Source organism: Paraburkholderia phymatum (assembly GCF_038900715.1).
Taxonomy (GTDB): domain Bacteria; phylum Pseudomonadota; class Gammaproteobacteria; order Burkholderiales; family Burkholderiaceae; genus Paraburkholderia; species Paraburkholderia phymatum_A.
In genome coordinates this window covers 307,671-326,418 of sequence record NZ_JAYMRZ010000006.1, presented here as the reverse complement: position 1 = coordinate 326,418, position 18,748 = coordinate 307,671, and the positions used below count along the sequence as shown (strand labels likewise).

At 64.7% G+C, this 18,748-nt stretch carries 18 protein-coding genes; 10 read left to right on the top strand and 8 right to left on the bottom strand.

All coding sequences use genetic code 11. The features are described from left to right. The first annotated feature begins 14 nt into the window (after positions 1-14). Together VSR68_RS14535 and argC are read left to right on the top strand one after the other, a co-directional pair. The gene (locus VSR68_RS14535; protein WP_342940506.1) at positions 15-590 is read left to right on the top strand and encodes a flavodoxin family protein; all 576 of its coding nucleotides are present in this window, start codon (positions 15-17) and stop codon (positions 588-590) included. A 187-nt stretch (positions 591-777) separates the two neighbouring features. Then, positions 778-1,725, top strand: a complete 948-nt coding sequence (argC, locus tag VSR68_RS14530) for an N-acetyl-gamma-glutamyl-phosphate reductase (RefSeq protein WP_342940505.1) — start codon at positions 778-780, stop codon at positions 1,723-1,725. A gap of 105 nt (positions 1,726-1,830) precedes the next feature. Here the strand turns inward: argC and VSR68_RS14525 are convergent, their stop codons facing one another. After that, positions 1,831-2,091 carry a hypothetical protein gene (locus VSR68_RS14525; protein ID WP_342940504.1) on the bottom strand — a complete coding sequence of 87 codons (261 nt, stop codon included), beginning with the start codon at positions 2,089-2,091 and terminating at the stop codon, positions 1,831-1,833. A 170-nt stretch (positions 2,092-2,261) separates the two neighbouring features. Between VSR68_RS14525 and VSR68_RS14520 the strand changes: the two genes are divergently transcribed. The 3 genes from VSR68_RS14520 to VSR68_RS14510 all read left to right on the top strand — a co-directional run bounded on the left by VSR68_RS14520 (position 2,262) and on the right by VSR68_RS14510 (position 6,121). Beyond that, positions 2,262-3,671, top strand: coding sequence for a DUF2957 domain-containing protein (locus tag VSR68_RS14520; protein ID WP_342940503.1), 1,410 nt, complete (start codon positions 2,262-2,264; stop codon positions 3,669-3,671). A 211-nt stretch (positions 3,672-3,882) separates the two neighbouring features. After that, positions 3,883-5,130, top strand: coding sequence for a DUF2957 domain-containing protein (locus tag VSR68_RS14515; RefSeq protein ID WP_342940502.1), 1,248 nt, complete (start codon positions 3,883-3,885; stop codon positions 5,128-5,130). Positions 5,131-5,284: 154 nt separating this feature from the next. Further along, positions 5,285-6,121: an OmpW/AlkL family protein gene (locus VSR68_RS14510; RefSeq protein WP_342940501.1), complete on the top strand. Its 837-nt coding sequence runs from the start codon at positions 5,285-5,287 to the stop codon at positions 6,119-6,121. Positions 6,122-6,367: 246 nt separating this feature from the next. Here the strand turns inward: VSR68_RS14510 and VSR68_RS14505 are convergent, their stop codons facing one another. After that, positions 6,368-7,297 (bottom strand): LysR family transcriptional regulator, encoded by a 930-nt coding sequence (locus VSR68_RS14505; protein ID WP_342940500.1) that lies wholly within the window; start codon positions 7,295-7,297, stop codon positions 6,368-6,370. Between the two features lie 95 nt (positions 7,298-7,392). Between VSR68_RS14505 and VSR68_RS14500 the strand changes: the two genes are divergently transcribed. After that, on the top strand, positions 7,393-8,682 hold the full coding sequence (locus tag VSR68_RS14500) for an MFS transporter (protein ID WP_342940499.1): 1,290 nt from the start codon (positions 7,393-7,395) through the stop codon (positions 8,680-8,682). Between the two features lie 87 nt (positions 8,683-8,769). Here the strand turns inward: VSR68_RS14500 and VSR68_RS14495 are convergent, their stop codons facing one another. Beyond that, positions 8,770-9,417, bottom strand: coding sequence for a LysE family translocator (locus VSR68_RS14495; protein WP_342940498.1), 648 nt, complete (start codon positions 9,415-9,417; stop codon positions 8,770-8,772). 172 nt (positions 9,418-9,589) lie between these two features. Further along, positions 9,590-10,459 (bottom strand): NAD(P)-dependent oxidoreductase, encoded by an 870-nt coding sequence (locus VSR68_RS14490; RefSeq protein WP_342940497.1) that lies wholly within the window; start codon positions 10,457-10,459, stop codon positions 9,590-9,592. A gap of 103 nt (positions 10,460-10,562) precedes the next feature. Here VSR68_RS14490 and VSR68_RS14485 point away from each other — a divergent pair, with 103 nt between their 5' ends. Both VSR68_RS14485 and VSR68_RS14480 read left to right on the top strand, forming a co-directional pair. Further along, positions 10,563-11,318, top strand: a complete 756-nt coding sequence (locus VSR68_RS14485) for a Mut7-C RNAse domain-containing protein (protein WP_342940496.1) — start codon at positions 10,563-10,565, stop codon at positions 11,316-11,318. A 99-nt stretch (positions 11,319-11,417) separates the two neighbouring features. After that, complete coding sequence (locus VSR68_RS14480; RefSeq protein ID WP_342940495.1) at positions 11,418-11,705, top strand: hypothetical protein; 288 nt, start codon at positions 11,418-11,420, stop codon at positions 11,703-11,705. Between the two features lie 207 nt (positions 11,706-11,912). Here the strand turns inward: VSR68_RS14480 and VSR68_RS14475 are convergent, their stop codons facing one another. Then, positions 11,913-12,122, bottom strand: a complete 210-nt coding sequence (locus VSR68_RS14475; RefSeq protein WP_342940494.1) for a hypothetical protein — start codon at positions 12,120-12,122, stop codon at positions 11,913-11,915. A 339-nt stretch (positions 12,123-12,461) separates the two neighbouring features. Between VSR68_RS14475 and VSR68_RS14470 the strand changes: the two genes are divergently transcribed. Beyond that, on the top strand, positions 12,462-13,412 hold the full coding sequence (locus VSR68_RS14470; protein WP_342940493.1) for a DMT family transporter: 951 nt from the start codon (positions 12,462-12,464) through the stop codon (positions 13,410-13,412). 129 nt (positions 13,413-13,541) lie between these two features. Here VSR68_RS14470 and VSR68_RS14465 read toward each other — a convergent pair whose 3' ends face one another. Together VSR68_RS14465 and VSR68_RS14460 are read right to left on the bottom strand one after the other, a co-directional pair. After that, positions 13,542-13,814, bottom strand: a complete 273-nt coding sequence (locus VSR68_RS14465) for a hypothetical protein (protein ID WP_342940492.1) — start codon at positions 13,812-13,814, stop codon at positions 13,542-13,544. A 460-nt stretch (positions 13,815-14,274) separates the two neighbouring features. After that, entirely contained in the window at positions 14,275-15,615 is a 1,341-nt protein-coding gene (locus VSR68_RS14460; RefSeq protein WP_428983506.1) for a YbfB/YjiJ family MFS transporter, read from the bottom strand. A 152-nt stretch (positions 15,616-15,767) separates the two neighbouring features. On the opposite strand from VSR68_RS14460, the gene VSR68_RS14455 reads away from it, so the two are divergent. Continuing rightward, positions 15,768-17,381, top strand: a complete 1,614-nt coding sequence (locus VSR68_RS14455) for a sensor domain-containing diguanylate cyclase (protein WP_342940491.1) — start codon at positions 15,768-15,770, stop codon at positions 17,379-17,381. 238 nt (positions 17,382-17,619) lie between these two features. Here the strand turns inward: VSR68_RS14455 and VSR68_RS14450 are convergent, their stop codons facing one another. Beyond that, on the bottom strand, positions 17,620-18,690 hold the full coding sequence (locus VSR68_RS14450) for a LacI family DNA-binding transcriptional regulator (protein ID WP_342940490.1): 1,071 nt from the start codon (positions 18,688-18,690) through the stop codon (positions 17,620-17,622). Between the last annotated feature and the right edge of the window lie 58 nt (positions 18,691-18,748).

Below are 18,748 nucleotides of genomic sequence, written 5' to 3'. Positions count from 1 at the left end.
CGATGGAGTTGTCCATGTCGAAGATCATCATCGTGTATCACAGCGGCTATGGCCACACGAAGAAGCTCGCCGAAGCGGTTCTCGCCGGCACGCTCGACGGCGGCGCCGACGCAAGGCTGATCGCAGTCGGCGAGCTCGACGACGCGGGCTGGGCCGCGCTGGACGCAGCCGATGCGATCGTCTTCGGCGCGCCGACGTACATGGGCGGTCCGTCCGCCGACTTCAAGAAGTTCGCCGACGCCAGTTCCAAGCCGTGGTTCGGCCAGAAGTGGAAGGACAAGATTGCCGCCGGCTTCACGAATTCGGCGACGATGAACGGCGACAAGTTCTCGACGATCCAGTATTTCGTCACACTCGCGATGCAGCACAGCATGATCTGGGCGGGCACGGGCATGATGCCGTCCAACACGAAAGCGGCGACGCGCAATGATCTGAACTATGTCGGCGGCTTCACCGGGCTGCTGTCGCAATCGCCCGCCGACGCTACGCCCGAAGAAGCGCCGCTACCCGGCGACATCGAGACGGCGAAGGTATTCGGCGCCCGCATCGCGGCCGTGACGGCGCGCTGGAAAGCGGGCCAGCCGGCGTAGGCGGGCGCGGCGCGTGCCGATCGCATGATCGTCCCGGCAGCACGGTCTGTCATGCCGCTGTCACCGTTGCGGCGCAACGTGTTTTTCGCCGAATCTGCACAAGCGCTGCACACGCGCCGCCAAGCAGCCTTAAAATGGCGTTCCGGCGCCGCGAGCGCCCCGTTTTCCGTAAGCCAGCGAGATCGAGATGAGCACGAAAGTTTTTGTCGACGGACAGGAAGGCACGACCGGCCTGAAAATCTTCGAATACCTGTCGCAGCGCGCAGACGTTGAAATCCTCCGCATCGAAGAATCGAAGCGCAAGGACATCGACGAGCGCCGTCGTCTCATCAACGCGTCCGACGTCACGTTCCTGTGCCTGCCGGACGTTGCGTCGCGCGAATCGGCGTCGCTCGTCGAGAACGACCGCACGGTGCTGATCGACGCGAGCACGGCATTCCGCACTCATGCTGACTGGGCGTACGGCCTGCCCGAACTGGCCCGCGCGCAACGCGAGCGTCTGCGCACGGCCAAGCGCATCGCGGTGCCGGGCTGCCACGCATCGGCGTTCGTGCTGGCGATGCGTCCGCTTGTCGAGGCGGGCGTGGTGTCGGCGGATTTCGCCGCGCACAACTACTCGATCACCGGCTACAGCGGCGGCGGCAAGAAAATGATTGCGGACTACGAAGCGGGCGGCAACGCGAAGCTCGACAGCCCGCGCCCGTATGCGCTCGGCCTCACGCACAAGCACCTGCCGGAAATGGCCGCGCACACGGGCCTGAAACATCCGCCCATCTTCACGCCGATCGTCGGCAACTTCTTCAAGGGCCTCGCGGTGACGACGTACTTCACGCCGAGCCAGCTTGCGAAGCCGGCCACGCCGCAAGAAGTGCAGGCGCTCTTCGCCGAGTACTACAGCGGCGAGCAGTTCGTGCGCGTCGCGCCCTTCAACGCGGACGACAACCTCGACAGCGGCTTCTTCGACGTCCAGGCGAACAACGACACCAATCGCGTCGACCTGTTCGTGTTCGGCAGCGAAGAGGGCTTCGTCACGGTCTCGCGGCTCGACAATCTGGGCAAGGGCGCGTCGGGCGCGGCGATCCAGTGCATGAATCTCGCGATCGGCGCAGACGAAGCGACGGGCTTGAAACGCTAACCGATCGCGCATGGACGGCACGGCCGTCCTCGCGCTTCACAAAGCCGGCATTCAAACGCCGGCTTTTTCTTTTGCAATCGCCAATCTGCGATTTAAAACGGCTAATTAAACGCGGCGTAATTCCTTTCGTTTTGCCGTCATTTCCAGCACACCTGAAAACCGGCATTTAATGCTTCCCTCCTTTCTGTATTGCGCATCTATTACCGCATAGGGAAATTCCCGATTTTTTTGCGAACGAGCGTTCGAAGATGATAGAGGCATTTTGCCGTATCGCCCGCCAGTAAAGGCGAAGGGCCAACGGACAGAAATCCGCTCATCACCGAAAGAACGCGTTTTTGTTTTAAAACGCGTGCCTCGAAGCGCCATGCGACTCTCCGCGAAAAATGGGCTGTTTGAATCGGACTTTTTAGACGATTCGTTCAATTGACAGCCTTAATTCCCGCAGCGAAATTAGCTCGCAAATTAGATCAGCAGGCAAACGTGGATCGGAGTTAAGGCGCTAAAGCCGCAACTCTGGCCAACAGGGAGACAACAGCATGTACGCCATTTCGAGAGGGCTGGCATGTGCCATTGCCAGCGCGCCGTTCTTGCTCGCCTGCGGAGGGGGAAAAGCGGATAACCCCGGCTCGATTCAGACGAGCCAATGCTCGGGATCGAGCTGCGGCGTGCAAGGGCCGCCTGCGTCGACGGCCAGCGCGAGCACGCTCTGTCCGGCCGATGCCGACATCGGCAAGAGCACCTACCTGGGCGGAGCCGGCAGCGGTGAAGTCGTGTCGCTGAAGATCGACGCCGTGATGATGACGTACTCGCTGACGTTTCTGGAATCGCCGATTCCCGTGTCGACGGGACAGGTCGACCAGACGCGCGCGGGCACGACCGTCACGGGCGCCGTCATGCATCCGCCCGCAGGCATGCTGCCCAACGCCGAGCAGACGCGCTGCGCGTTCATGCTGACGCCGGCTTCGGGCACCGCGCCGTCGACGGGCTCGACGTACACCACATCGTTTTCATCGGCGAATCCGCCGATTGTCTTCGTCGGCAAAGGCGTCGCGGGCGGCGGCATTCCGGGCGCGGACGTCTCGTACGCAGGCAAGAACATCGCGATCTACCAGAACGTCGGCGCCGTGCCGAGCCGGCACTTCGACTTCTATCCGTTCCTCGGCTTCGCGAGCACAACGACGGATCTCTCGAAGCTCGCCGGCACCTACAACGGCCTGCTGTATCACATCGAGCCATCGGCGAACTACGCGGCGGCCGCAACCAGCACGTCCGAAACGTTCGACGCAAACGGCGCGTGCTCGTCCACGACGAATCCGGCGCCCACAGCGGGCAACGCAAGCTCGACGGGATGCCTGTCGACGGGCGATCCGCTGACGCTCAACGCCAACGGCTATTTCGACAGCAACAACGCGCCGCGCATCGAAAACCAGTTCAGCTTGCCGCTGCTCGGCCAGAAGGGCACGTCGAAGGCCCATATGATCCTCGGGCAATTAAACGGCGCCACCGTCCCGGTCGTCGTCAGGACGGGCTATGTGTTCACCGGCACGGGCGTCATTCCGCTGGATGCGCAGGTCGACGACGAATCCGGTATCGCGATGCTCGCGAGCGCGACGCCGCTCGCGTCGGGCGGCTTCGACGGCGGCTATGTCGGCGCGGACTCGAACTTCAGGTACACCGCGTCGCTGATCCAGGGTGGCCTCGGCACCTTCATCAATCCCACCACGCAAGCAGCGGAAAGCGGCTTCGCGCTGAAGTACGGCCTCGGCAACCCCGGCGTCGTGAACGTCGGCGACGCGCAGGGCAAATCGGGCCTTGCCATTGCCGCGGGTGGGCTCTACGCGATCTTCATCGAGGGCACGGAAAACGGCGGCGTCGCGCCGACGTCGGCCAACGCCGACACGGCCAGTTCGCCGTACTTCAGCGTCGGCGCGCAGATCAGCAAGTGAAGCAAGTGAACGGCGTGGCATCGCGACGCGACCACGACCGCGACCACGACCGCGATTACGACCGGCATCGCGACCACAACCACGACCGGCAACCCGACAACAACACATACAGCAGGACGCAACGAACGCAGTACGGCAGCACCGCTAGATCACAAGACCGAAAGGCGGCTGGACTGGGAGCCGGCTGCCCACAACAAGACAGGGAGGCACAATGAACTGGAAGATTCTTTCGGCGCTAGCTTTTGCAGCGCCGTTGCTCGCGGCTTGCGGCGGTTCGGGCAGCGACGGTCCGCCGCCGACGGAAGCCCGCCTCTGTCCTTCGTCGCTCGACTACGGCACGATCTTCACGGGCGGTGGCGGCGACGGTGAACTCGTCAAGCTGCAACTCGACACGACGAAGATGACGTGGCAAGTCACCTACATCGAATCGCCGATCCCCGCGACGAAGGGAACGGTCGCGCCCACCCGCAAGGGACAGACAGCATCCGGCACGCTCACGCAGGAAACGCAACTGCCCACCAACAAGCTCAACCAGTGCGCGTTTCGTCTGAACGGCGCGAGTCTCGATCCGAACCGTCCGGCGCGCATCTTCGTCGGCGAAGGGGTGGCGGGCGGCACGATTCCGGGCGCCGAAATCCAGTTCGACGGGATTCTCGGCCAGGGTCAGGTGCCCGATACGACATTCCCGTATTACCCGTTCATCGGCTTCTCTTCGATCGAGAAGAATCTTGCCAACATCGCGGGCACGTACAACCAGCTTGGCTATCACCAGATTCCGTCGCAAAAATTCGTGCCGACCGTCGTCGATACCAAGATCACGATCAATGCCGACGGCTCCTGGACCGAGTGCGACAACGCAGGCGTCAACGCCGGCAAGTGCCAGCAGCCGGGCACGAACTGGGCGCAGTCGTCCGATGGCAGCGGCGCGTTCGAAATCGACAACTTCCAGGGCCAGGGCAAACCGACGCTCGCGACATCGCCCGTCGCCAAGGGCTTCATGATCGTCGGCAAGCTGCGCAACCAGAACGTGCCGATCCTGATCCGCACGGGCGTCGCGAATTCGTCGCTGACGCCGAATCCGCAGAACGGCCTGAGCGGCCCCGTCGCCGACGACGAATCGGGTATCTCGATCCTCGCGCCTCAAACGAGTATCGCCGTCAACTCGCAGAACGGCGAGTACATCGGCGTCGACAGCGAGTTCGACTATCGGACGAACGCGCTCGTTGGCACGCAGGCGACGCTGCTCGATCCGTTCAACCCGTCGCAAGCCTCGCTGACCAAGGCGCTGAACCTCGATTTCACGCAGACGGTGCCCGGTGTCGTCACGTCGACCTACGCGAGCGCGGCCGCAGGCAGCGCGCCGACCGGCAAGTTCATCTTCACGGGAAGCGTGTTCGGCTTCCTGGACCTGTCGAACGCGTCGTCGCCGTACTTCACGATCGGCGCTTTCGTCCAGTGATGGGCGCGCGCTCCGCACCATAAAACGCAACGAGGCGACCGCCCCTCGGCGCGTCTCTCTGCCCGCGCGGCAGAGCGGACGGCCGGGGCGCGGAGCAGACGGCATCGATAACGCCGTCGCCCGCGCGGCAGGCCGCCCGCTCAGGAGGAACAAAATGAAAAAGCTCTTGGTCGCGGCGTCGGCGGCCGCATTGGGCGCGCTCGGCACGCAGAACGCGCATGCGCAAAAGGCCGGCGACAACCTCGTCACGCTCGGCTGGTTCCACGTGATGCCGCAGGATTCGAGCACGCCGCTCACCACACACGTCGCGCCCGTGCCGATCAACACGCCGTTGCGGCTGCCGAGTTCGTTCACGTCGCCGGGCACGAGCCTGTCGACGACGAATGCCGACACGGCCGGTCTCGTCTTTTCGCGCTTCGTCACGGACCATTTCGCGGTGACGTCGGTGGCGGGCGTTCCGCCGAAGTTCCAGATCTACGGGCACGGCACGATCCGGCCGCCCGGCCCGGCGGGCGCGCTGGGCAAGCAGGATATCGGCGATCCCGCCGTCAATCCGATCGTGAAGAGCGTGCGGCAATGGAGCCCGGCGCTGATCTTCCAGTACTACTTCGGGTCGGCGACGGCGAAATTCCGGCCGTTTCTCGGCATCGGCGTGTCGTACAACTGGTTCAGCGACATTCAGCTGAACAATAACTTCGTCACATCGACGCAGGACAACCTCGGCGCGATTCTCGCCGCGGGCGCGGGCAAGCCGGGCAAGACATCGGTGGAAGCGAAGGCGTCGTCGTCATGGGCGCCCGTCTTCAACGCCGGTGCGATGTACAACATCACCGATCATTGGGGCGTGACGGCATCCGTCACCTATATCCCGCTGAAGACGACTTCATCGGTGATCATCAAGGCGGCGGACGGCACGGAACTGGGCGTATCGAAGGCTGAACTGAAAGCCGATCCGATCATCACGTACCTCGCGGTGTCGTACAAATTCTGACGACGCCGACGCCACCGCGTCTGATCGCACGGCCGCGCGCGACACCGTGTACGAAAAAATGGGCAAAAAAAAGCCCGCCATGGTTGGCGGGCTGAATCCATATCAGAGGAGACATGGAGGAGACAAAAACAACTATAGCAAACCCTGTGATGCGACGCAACATTTCGATTAGAGAGCAGCACTAGGTGGCACACGGGCGACATCTCACCGCATTGCACCTTTCAGGTGCATTTTTTGTGCTGCGCATCATGCTGTCGAGCCGGTCAACGGCCAGCAGGCGGCATCCTTTTGCAGCTTTTCGATCAGCGCGTCGCGCATCAACGCGATGGGCCGCATCAGGCGCCCGGGCAACGCGCCATGCACGAGCCACACGTTCAGGCCGCTACGAAAATCCGGCACGTCGAGAATGTGCAGCGACTCGCGCTGCGGGCTGCGCGCCAGTACTTCCGGCGCCGCCAGCCCCACGCCCAAGCCGCGCGCGACGAGCGACAACTGCAATTCCGAGCCGAATGCCTCGACGGCCACATTGAACGGCAACCCCGCAGCCGACATCGCGCGGCTCAGCGCCGAGCGCATCCCGCAGCCATCCTGATTCAGCACCCACGGATGACACGCCAGTTCGGCGAGCGTCGTCGGCTGCTCGGTGAAACCGAACGAGCGCGGCGCGACGACCACGGTCGGCTTGTACGCGAGCAGCGTCGCGGTGAGCGCTTCCGGCAACGGGACGCCTTCCGGCAACAGCACGACGGCGGCATCCGCCGACGCGCGCTCGACACCTTGCAGCAACCCCGGCGACCAGCCCGCCGTCACGCGCAGCGTGAGCTTCGGAAACGCGCTGCGCAGCCGGTCGATGGGCTGCTCCAGCGCGAGTTCGGACAGAAACGGCGGCACGCCGATTCTCAACTCGCCTGTCGGCTCGCTGTCGGGCGACGCGACGGACATCAGATCGTCGACGGCGCGCAGCACGGTACGCGCGAGCCCATACACCTCGTTGCCCGCCGCCGTCGGCCTGAGCGGCTTGCTCTGCCGGTCGAGCAACTCGATGCCGAGCATCGTCTCCAGATTCTGCACGCGGCGCGTGAGTCCCGGCTGCGTGAGAAAGAGCTTTTCCGACGCCCGCACCATCGATCCGCTTTCGACAACCGCGACGAACGCCTGCAAGTCTCGCGTGTTCAAAACAACCTCGCATAAACATTATCGAGATAATTCAATTGTCGCATAACGTCGGTATCCCTACGATAGGCTGGACCGAAACCTTCCGGAGTCAATCGATGAACCGACCCGCCGACACCTGTCCGCGCGCCGTCACCACACCGCCCTCGCCATCGTTGGCGCGATCGCCCGCAACGTCGCCGACTTTGACCACCCCGCTGACGCTCTTTTTCGCCGCGACCGTCGGCGTGATCGTCGTGAATCTGTCGGCGGCGCAGCCGTTGACGGGGCCCGTCAGCCGCGCGCTGAACCTGCCGCCGGAGCTGGCCGGACTGATCGCGATGCTGCCTCAGCTCGGCTACGCAGCCGGTTTGCTGCTGCTCGTGCCGCTCTGCGATCTGCTCGAAAACCGCCGGCTCATCGTCAGGACGCTCGCGTGCTGCGCTGTTTTCCTCGCGCTGTCGGCGCTCGCGCGGTCGGGCTGGCTGTTTCTGGCGTCGGTATTTCTGGCGGGCGCCACGTCGAGCGTGATCCAGATGCTCGTGCCGATGGCGGCGTCGATGGCGCCGGAAAGCCGGCGCGGGCGCGCCGTCGGCAACGTGATGAGCGGCCTGATGCTCGGCATTCTGCTGTCGCGTCCGCTTGCAAGCGTGATCGCGGGGTCGTTCGGGTGGCGTTCGTTCTACGGAATCGAAGCAGCCGCCGACGCGTTGCTTGCGCTCGTCCTCTACATCCAGTTGCCGAATCACAGGCCTCTCGCTCACGCGCGCTACACGGAACTGCTGCGCTCACTGTGGACGCTGCTGCGCACCGAGCCCGTGCTGCAACGGCGCGCGACGCTGGCCGCGCTCGCGCTCGGCGCATTCAGCGCGTTCTGGACGGCCATCGCACTGCGGCTCGCGCAGCCGCCGTTTTCGCTCGGCATGCAAGGCATCGCGGCGTTCGCGTTGGCGGGCGCCACGGGCGCGATCGTCACGCCGCTCGCGGGCTATCTCGGCGATCGCGGCGCGGAGCGCGCGACGCAGATCGTCTCGCATCTGGTGATGATCGGCGCGGTTCTGCTACTGGGTGTCGCGGGCGCGGGCTGGGGCGGGTTCTCGCCGGCCGCGCATCCCGTTGCGGCGCTCGCGCTGCTGGTCACAGGCGCAGCGGCGCTCGACGCGGGCGTCATCACCGATCAGACGCTCGGACGACGCGCGATCAATCTCATCAACCCGGCCGCACGCGGTCGGTTGAATGCGCTCTTCGTGGGAATCTTCTTTGTCGGCGGTGCGATCGGCGCCGCGCTCGCGGGTGCGGCATGGGCGTGGGCCGGATGGAGCGGCGTGTGTGCGATCGTCCTGCCGTTCACGATCGCCGTGCTGCTATTCGGATTCGTCGACCGCGCGGTCCGGTGGCCCCGGCATTGAAAGTGAGTTGCTCGCCGAAGGACCAGGCTAGCGCCGAACGATCGATGGCCGGCTCGCCGCGCCGAACCGCGTGACGAGCGTGAAGCGTCAGTGGCGCACCAGCGCCATCATCGCGCCGAAGCCGACGAACACACCGCCCGTCAGCCGGTTGAACGCTTTCGCGACGCCACTGGTTTTCAACTTCGCGCCGATCTGCGTGCCGCAGCCCGCGTAGACGATGTACCAGCTGATTTCCAGCACCGCCGTCGTGGCGACGAGAACCGCGAACTGAGGCAGCGTCGCGCGCGACGCGTCGATGAATTGCGGCAGCAGCGCAGCCGAAAACAGAATCGCCTTCGGATTGCTGCTGCCGACGAGAAAGCCGTTGCGAAACAGCGAGCCGCGCGAACGGGTGAGCTTGCTGCCGGCGTCGTCGGGCGAAGCCTCGATTTTCGCCGCCGCGATTTCGCTCGCGGGCGAGCGCCATGCCTTCACGCCGAGATAGATCAGGTACGCCGCGCCGAGCAGGCGCAGTGCGTTGAACATTGTCGGCCAGGCTTTCAGGAACACGCCAAGACCGGCGACGGATACGGCCAGCATCAGCATCAGCGACATCAGACAGCCGGCCATCGTGGCCGTCGTTTGACGCATGCCGTAGCGGGCGCCGTGCGTCATCATCAACAGCATGTTCGGACCGGGGATCGCGCAGACGACAAAAACCGTGGCCACGTACAGCCACCAGGTGTGCAGACTCATGATGCTTCGTGCTCGATGAAATGGAAAACGGGCGGGACGGACATTATGCCCGCCCCGCCCGTTGCGCGCCGAAACCCCGCCGCTTGCTGCCGCGAATGACAGCAAGGATCGACAAGCGACGACGCCGTTCAAGCCGGAATCAGTCGATTCGCGGCCCGCTCGCTATCGAGCGTCAGCGCCCCGCTCGCCGCGACGCGACCTGGCCCAGCACCGCGAAATCCTTCTCGCCGTCTCCGTGAGCGACGGCTTCGATCAGGCTGTCACGCACGACGCTCGCCACCGGCAGTGGCGTCGAGACGGAGTCGGCTGCCGCGAGCGCGAGCCGCACGTCCTTCAGGCCGAGCCGCGCCTTGAAGAGCGCCGGCTCGTAGCGCCGTTCCGCGATCATCTTGCCGTAGCCCTGATACACCGGCCCGGGGAACACGCTGTTCGTGATGACATCGAGAAAATCCTGCATCGCGACGCCATGACCGCCCAGCAGCGCCGATGCCTCGCCGAGCGTCTCCACGGCGGACGCGAGCATGAAATTCGCCGCGAGCTTCACGACGTTCGCCTGTTGCGGCAGCGAGCCGATGCGCCATGTCTTCTGACCGATCGAATCGAACACCGGCTGCACGCGGTCGATCGCCTCGGCGGGACCGGCGGCGACGATCGTCAGCTTCGCGGCGGCGGCCACGTCGGGCCGGCCCATCACGGGCGCCGCCACGTAGTGCACGCCGCGGCTCGCGTGCGCCGTCGCCAGCTCTTCGGCGAGCGAGACGGAAATCGTCGCCATGTTCACGTGGATCAATCCGCGCGGCGCATGCTCGAGCAACGACGCGCTGACGACATCGCGCAGCGCGGCATCGTCGGCGAGCATCGAGAAGACGGCGTCCCCGGCGAAGGCCTCGGCGGGCGAACCGACCACCTGCGCGCCGAGTCCGGCGAGCGGCTGCGCCTTGTCCGGCGAGCGGTTCCACACGCGCACGCTATGCCCGGCTTTCAAGATGTTTGCGACAATCGCGGCGCCCATCTCGCCGAGACCGATAAAACCGATGTCCATCAATAGCTCCTGTTCAACAGAACTCGCAGTAGAGCACAGCCGCAAGAGCCGTGCTCGTAATTGCCCATCGGCACTGCGCTGGACGCAGTGCGATACTCGCATCATGGTCACCGCGACTTTCCGCTTCTACGAAGAATTGAACGACTTCCTGGCGCGGCCGCTGCGCCGGCAGTCATTCAGTTGCGAGTGCGCGCGCGCCGCGACGGCCAAGCACATGATTGAAGCGCTCGGCGTGCCGCACACGGAAGTCGAGCTGATCGTCGTGAACGGCGAATCGGTCGGCTTCGAGCATCAGTTGCAGGAAGGCGATCGCGTTGCCGTCTATCCGAAGTTCGAGGCGCTCGATATCCAGCCGCTGCTGCGCGTACGCGAGCGCCCGTTACGCGTGGTGCGCTTCGTCGCCGACGCGCATCTTGGCGGGCTCGCGCAATTGCTGCGCCTGGCCGGCTTCGACACACTGTACGACAACCACTACGCCGATTCGCATATCGAGTCGATCGCCTCCGACGAAGACCGCATCGTCCTCACGCGCGACCGCGAACTGCTCAAGCGCCGCACGATCATGCATGGCTGTTATGTGCGCGCATTGAAGCCCGAAGCGCAACTGCGCGAGATTTTCGGCCGGCTCGATCTGGCGCGCACCGCACGGCCATTTCGCCTGTGCCTGACGTGCAACGCGCCGCTGCGGCGCATTGCAAAGGACGAGGCAATCGGACGCGCGCCCGCCGGCGTGCTCGAGCGGCATTCGCAGTTCGTGACTTGCGACATCTGCCGGCGGGTCTTCTGGGAAGGTTCGCACTGGCGGCGAATGCGCGCGCTGATGGATAGCGTGACGGGCGCGCAGGCTGCCGCGCAATGACCTTAGCCCTGCAGTCCGCGCACGACGCTGCTTAACCGGCATTTCAGGCGCGCGCGGTGCGTACAATGGCGGATTGCTTATTCGTTAGAGGCCTTCAGCATGGCAATGAAGAAATTCGACCTTGAGAAGAACAAGGCGCTGAAACTGGGCAACCAGATGAAACAGTCCCTCGCCGCCGACCGTTTCGGCAAGGCGTCGTCGCAACAGCCGCAACTCGACCGGCGCGAACAGCGTAAGCTCGATCAGGCGATGGGCCTCGTGCCGTTTGCCTGCAAGCTGCCGCAAGCGCTCGTCGATCAGTTGAAGGAGCGCGCCGCGACGCATCCGGAAGGCATGAACGCGCTGATCGCCGAATTGCTGGTCAACGGACTCGCAGCGAACGCCTGAACGCACGCAACGCGCGACGTCGTCGCGAGCCGTTCAGCTGCGCGAGTGGACACGTCTTGGGCACGTCTGCCCGCGCTGAAAATGCAAAAGGCCGAAGCATTCGCTTCGGCCTTTCTTGTTGCTACGCCAGCCACGCGGTGAAGTCGCCGGGGCCATCGAAGATGGCGAGCCGGCAACCGCTCGCGGCTGGCGCGACGAACGGGCTGCTTAGTTCGCCGTGCCCTTGTCGTTCGTACCAGCAGCCGAAGCGGCGCTCGACACGCCCGAACGCTTGCCGTGCGTCTTCAGTTGCTTGTGGGCGTGCTTCGGCTTGGCGGCGCTGGCGGCTGCCGGTGCTGCGTCGGATGCCTGTGCGAAAGCCTGAACGGACACGAGTGCGAGCGAGGCGGTGATGAGCGAGGCGATGATCTTCTTCATGTGTGTTTATCCCCAAAACCTGACGACTATTTAAGTCAAAACGTTGAATTGGAACAGCATGACGGTGAAGCCGGCCGGGCCACGCAGCGCCTCCCGGCTCCCCGCGGGGGAGTATCACGCAGCGTAGGCAGTTTGTCATCCCATAAAGTTGGACTGTATTTTCGGGGACACATTTAGCTTACCCGATGCTTTCACACCGTCGACGCTTCGCCGACGGCGCGCCCGGGTATCATGTCGGCTGCCGCGAATGCCGCCATGAATCGTCGTTTCGTCTGAAGAGATACGCGCCCTATGCGCCGTAGATCGCACGAAACGAGTTGCCTTGCAGGAAATCTCCGCTTGAAAACCGCCACCCGTCAACACCTGCGCGCGAATCTTCTGATGCTTGTCGCCGCCATGATCTGGGGCAGCGCGTTCGTCGCGCAGCGTCTGAGCCTCGATGCAATCGGACCGTTTCTCTTTACCGGGCTGCGCTTCCTGCTGGGCGCGTGCGTCGTGCTGATCGTCTGGTCGGTCGCGCGACGCCGTAAGCCCAGCGTCCCGGCCGCTACAACGCCCACGGTCTCGACTTCAAGCACGCGGACACTGTGGCGCGACGGCGCGTTGCTCGGCCTGCTGGTCGCCGTGTCGATTTCGTGCCAGCAGATCGGCCTCCAGTACACGAAAGTCGCCAACGCGGGCTTCATCAGCTCGCTGTATGTCGTCATCGTCCCGTTGATGGGCGTCGTGCTGCGCCATCAGACGGGCGTCGGCGTGTGGCTCGGCGCGACGCTGGCCGCGCTCGGCATGTATTTCCTGAGCGTCGACGAGCATTTTTCGATTCTGTACGGCGACTGGCTCCAGCTCGCCGGCGCCATCGTGATTTCCGCCCAGGTGGTGCTGGTCAGCCGTTTCGCGCGCCGGCACGATCCGCTGGCGCTCGCGCTGGTGCAATTCGTCGTGTGCGGCGTCGTGAGCCTCGCGATCGGACTCGCCGTCGATCCGCTGCGCCTCAGCGACATCGTCCGCGCCGCGCCGACGATTCTTTATGGCGGCGCGCTGTCGGTGGGCGTCGCGTACACGATTCAGGTGGTCGCGCAAAAAGATGCCGCGCCTGCACACGCAGCCGTGATTTTCAGCATGGAAGGCGTGTTCGCGGCGCTGGCCGGCTGGCTCGTGCTCGGCGAAACGCTCGCGGCGCGCGCAATGCTCGGCTGCGCGCTGATGCTCGCGGGACTGATCGTCTGCCAGGTGATGCCGATGTGGAGCGGACGGCGCCAGGTGTCGTCGGATTCAGCGGAACCGGCCTGACGCGGGGCCTTACCTGCGGCCGCGCCGGGATCATGCCGCGCGGGCGATCTCGGGCGATCTCGGGCGCTCACGGGTAACCAGGGCGCTCACAAGCAATCACGAACCGATCACAAGCGATTACGACCCGCCTCAGGCGACGGCCTGACCGGCAAACGCACTCTGCCAGCTTTCGTCTTCGGAATGGCGTTTCTTCGGCGTCGGCGGAAAGACGCACCAGCAGCCGTCGTCGTGACGAAAGAAGAAGAGCGAGCGCCGACTATCCGGCAACGATGTCTCGACGCGCACGTAGCGGGTGTTGTCCCACTTCGTGCGGCCGACCTGCGTGACGCGCACGGGCGCGGAAACAGGCCCCAGCCACTTGTCGACCAGAAAATGCAGCGACTGCTCGGTGGCGGGTTTCATGACGTTCTCCACGTCCTCTTTTCGCGGGAGCCTTCGCGCGCTGTGTCAGGCTTTTCCTGCTCTTCCTCCGCTGCCTCAGCTGCTGCAAGCTCCATCGCCCGTTGCGTCGCAGCTGCGCGAAGCGCCCTGCAATCCGCCGCGTGTCGCATGTCCGACAGTAGCCGAACCAGTTGTCGCGCGTTTCTACGTTTCATAACACCCCCCGCACTGCACAAGAGACTTGAGAAAGCACTTTAACTTTAGGCGTTGATCTCCCGTCTCTCTAGTTGTTTTGACGAAATAGCAACAGTCAGATTCGAATGGGAGCACTGAGTATTTCGTCGGTTTTTATCGTGTTCCCGCCGATGCACGCAGTCTGTGCGCTGGCGACCGCAATCCGTGCTGCGTGCGGCCCGCGCAACATCTGATGTGGCATCGAATATGCTGTTGCGCCGTACATGCGCGCGTCGACGAAAATCGATCAGTTGACCGAACCGGCCTTATGCGCCCATGTCCTCTGACATGCCGCAAGCGCTGCGCCCGCCGCAAGCAGACCTGCCGAATAGATGAGGCCGCGTTCGAGACCGGCGCCGTCGGAGACCCAGCCGATCACCGTCGGCCCGACGATCTGCCCGAACGCGAAGACAATCGTGAACGCGCTGATGCCGCGCGCCCAATGCGCGGCAGGCAGGTTGTGGCGCACGAACGCTGTCGTCGATGCGACGGCGGAAAGGAACGTCGCGCCGAACAGCAGCCCCGACGCAAACGCAACGGCGGGATGCGCGACGAGCGCCGGCAACAGCGTCGCGAATGCCAGCAGCGCATTGAGCAGGGCCAGCGCCTGACCGCCGCGCATGCGGTCGAGCAGCCGCGACCAGATGCGCGCGGAGACGATCGTCGCCATGCCGAGCAGCACATAGAAGCCCGTCACGACGCCTTCGCTCATGCCGTCGCCACGCAGGAGCGCGACGATGAACGTCATGTAGCCGATATAGCCGACGCCGAAAAGCCCGTAGCCGGACAGCGCGAACGCATAGCGCAAGACAGACACGTGCCGCGTCGTCGCGGCCGCTTCGGCCGCTGTGCTCGTCCGCAACACGTGCTGCCTGTCGACGCGTTTCGCAGCGATGCCGGCGACGATCGACAACGCGACGCATGCGCCCGCAAGCGCAAACCATGCGAATTGCCAGCCATGCACGGCATGCACGAGTGTCGCGGGCACGAGCAGCGCCGATGCCACGATGCCCCATCCCGTGCCGCCGTAGTAGAGGCCCAGAACGAGCCCTGCATCGCGCGGACTCGACGATGCGAGCCGCGCCGCCAGCACGCCGCCGCTCACGAAGATGAACGCGCTCGCAATGCCCGTCGCGACACGTTGCGCGAACAGCGTGTTCGTATCGGACAGCGTGCCTGTCGCTGCCATCAGCAAGGCCGTCGCCATGCATCCGCCGATAAAGAGCGCGGCTGCCGGCCAGCGCCGCGACAGTCGAGGAAACGCGAGCGCGCCAAGCAGATAGCCGAGCGCGTTCGCCGTGTTCATCGCGCCCGCTTGCGCGAAGCTCCAGCCGAGGTCCGTTTTCATCGACGGCAGCAGCAGCGCGTACGAAAAGCGCGCGAGCCCCAGCGCGATCGCGCTGCCCATCGACAGGCTGACCGCGAGCCACAGCGTCCGTCCGCGGCGCGGCAAGCGAGCGTCCTGCGCGGCGCGCGACGCGTCGCCGGATGACGCTTCTTCTTTTGTCCGCCGCTCGCCTCGTTCGATGAGATCGGTGAGGCTGATGTGGGTCCAGGAAAATGCGCGGCGAGCGAAGCCAGTCGTCATATCGTTGTGTGTGTCAATCGATTGGGCTATCACTGTACATCGCGAGCGCGCGTTCAGCGGGCATGCGCTTGGCATGCATCGAACGCGACGGGCACTTGCTGGAACCTTCGCTAGCCTGATAGCGTAATGCCCCCACTACAGAGACTGCTCTCGTGTTGAATCCGCTTCCGGCCATCCGTCACAGGCTTCGCCACCTCGAGCGCACGCACGGCGCGGCCGTGTCGCAAGCGGTCGGCAATCGCCCGTTCCTGACGGGCATCGCGGGCACGCTGATCGCAACGGCGATGGCGGGCCTGACGCTGGCCACGCTGTACGCCGGACGCACCGACGCGCTTGACCACGCACGCGAAACGTCGGCGAATCTCGTGCTGCTGATTTCGAGCGATATCGCGCGCAACGTCGAAATCTACGACCTGTCGTTGCAGGAAATCGTCCATCGCGCGCAGGAACCCGCCGTCTGGCAGATGCCCGACGAGTTGCGCCGCACGATGCTTTTCGATCGCGCGACCCTGGCCGCGTACCTCGGCGGCGCCTATGTCGTCGATACGCAAGGCATGCTCAAGGCGACACAGCAAGGCCCCGTCAACAAGACCGTCAGGTTCGACGACCGCGACTACTTCATCGCCCATCAGCGCGACCCGCAGGCGGGCCTGTTTGTTTCGCATCCGTACCGGTCGCGGCTGCGCGGTCGCGAGCTTTCGTTCGCGCTGTCACGCCGCATCGACGCACCCGACGGCTCGTTCGCCGGCGTCGCGCTGCTGGCGGTGCGCATCGCCTATCTGCAACGGCTGCTCGACAAGATCAGCACGGGTGAGGCGGGAACGGCCGCCATCCTGCTCGACGACGGCACGGTGCTCGCGCGCAAGCCATTTGTCGAAAGCCTGATCGGCGCCAACGTCAAGGGGATTCCCCTCTATGCCGACAGGCGGACAGCAACGGCAGGGTCGTACATCGACTATTCGCCCGTCGATCATGTGCAGCGCATCTACTCGTACGAGCATGTGCCGGGCACGCCGCTGGTGGTCGTCGTCGCGCCCGCCGTCGATGATGTGCTCACCCTTTGGCGCACGCGCAGCGTGATCGCGGGCGGACTCACTTTCATGCTGGGCGCGATCGTCGTACTGGTCTGCTGGACGCTTGCGTTCACGCTGCGCGACAAGGTGCGCGCGCAGGCGCGCCTCGCCGAGCTGGCCGCCACCGATCCGCTCACCAAGCTGAGCAATCGCCGCACGCTCGACCTGCATCTGGACGAGGAATGGCGCCGCGCGCGCCGCAACGGCGCGTCGATGTCGGTGCTCTTCATCGACATCGATCATTTCAAGCGCCTCAACGACACCTACGGCCATGCAGCCGGCGACGAAGTGCTGGCGGCCATCGCGGATTGCATCGCATCGGTGGCGCGGCGCTCGATCGACATGGTCGCGCGATACGGCGGCGAAGAATTTGCCGTCGTGCTGCCCGACACGGCGTCGAATGCAGCGATCCATGTCGCGGAGAAAATGCGCCGCGTCGTCGAGACGTTGCGCGTCGACCCACTGCCGCCCGATCACGGCGGCGTGACAGTGAGCATCGGTGTCGCGACATGCTGTCCCGCCGACGGCGGCACGCCGCCGGAACTCGTCGCCGCCGCCGACGCGCAGCTCTACGCGGCGAAGGCGGCTGGGCGCAATCAGGTGAAATCGGCGGAATGGACGCAGGCGCACGCGCCAACGGACGAGAGCCACGATCGCGCGGACCATGCCGATCCGGCGAAACGGCGTGCGTAGGCCGGAATGCGCGGGCCGCACCTGAATTGCGGGGAAAAACGCTCACTATTCGCGCGATGGCCGTGCGCGGCGTCGACGTAGACTTGTTTCCGTCTCCAGGTTCTCCATGATTCTCCACGCAGTCGGAATCATCGGGACGATTTGCGCGCCACGGCTTGTCCGTGGCGTTTTTCTTTTTCTGGTCGAAGCCCAAGAGCACTGGTGAGGCAGGCCGCGCGCATCAAAGAGACCGTGGCCGCTAGCTCTCGCGCTGGCCGCGCTCATCGCGCCCGGCAAAGCGCCGCGCCACCTCGTTCGGAATATTCTCCGGCGTCACCACCACCACCGACGACGACGCGCTCACCGCCGATATCGGCAGCAGCTTGTGAAAGCACATCACGTGCTGACACGCCGAGCGCATGTCCTGCCGCAAATCGTGATGCAGCACCGCCGTGATCGCGCGATCACGCAGCAACTGCACGTTCTCGCGATCCAGGTCGTGTCCGATGAAGCACTTCGGATGCTGCTTCAGCGACCCGAGCGCACGCAGAATCGCTGCGTTGCCGCCGCCCATCGAGTAGACGGCGGCGATCTTCTGCCCCGCTTCGACCGCCTTGCGCACACGGCCTTCCGTTTCCGCATCGAGTCCCTGCCCGCCGCTCGCGTCGATCAGCGTCAGATGCGCGTAGCGCTCGCGAAGCGTCGCGCGAAAGCTCGCCTCGCGCTCTTCCTCGCCGCGAAAGCGCTCGTTGCTCATCGTCACCAGCACGTTGCCCGCGCGTCTGCCGAGCCAGTGGCCGATCAGATACGCAGCCGTCGCGCCGCCGACGCGATTGTCGAGTCCCGCATACGCAATGCGCTCCGACGCCGGAATGTCGGTGAACATCGTCACGACGGGAATCTCGCGCTGCTTCAGCTCGGCGATCGCCTGCGCGATCTCGGGCACGTCCCGCGCTTTCAGAAATACGCCATGACTGCCGCGCCGCGCAATCGCGCGCAGCGCATCGACCACTTGCGCCGTCGTCATCGTCTCCTGCATCAGAAAGCGCGGCCGGAAGATCGCCGGATGCAGGCTCGGGATCGTGTCTTCGAGCGCGTCGCGGATCTCGTCGGCGAAACGGCGCGGCGCCTCCACGACGACATCGACGACGAGCTTGCGCCCGCTCGTCGCCATCGTCATCTGCTGCTTCTCCAGTTCCTTGATCGCCTGCATCACGCGGCGGCGCGTGTGCTCGCGAACGTGCACGCGGCCGTTCAGCACGCGGTCGACGGTGGCCGTGCCGAGCCCCGCCTGCAACGCGATTTCCTTGATCAGAAAGGGATGACTCATGGATCACCGAGGGATCACCGAACGAAAACGCCGCCCGTGTTTGATGTGTTTTTGATGT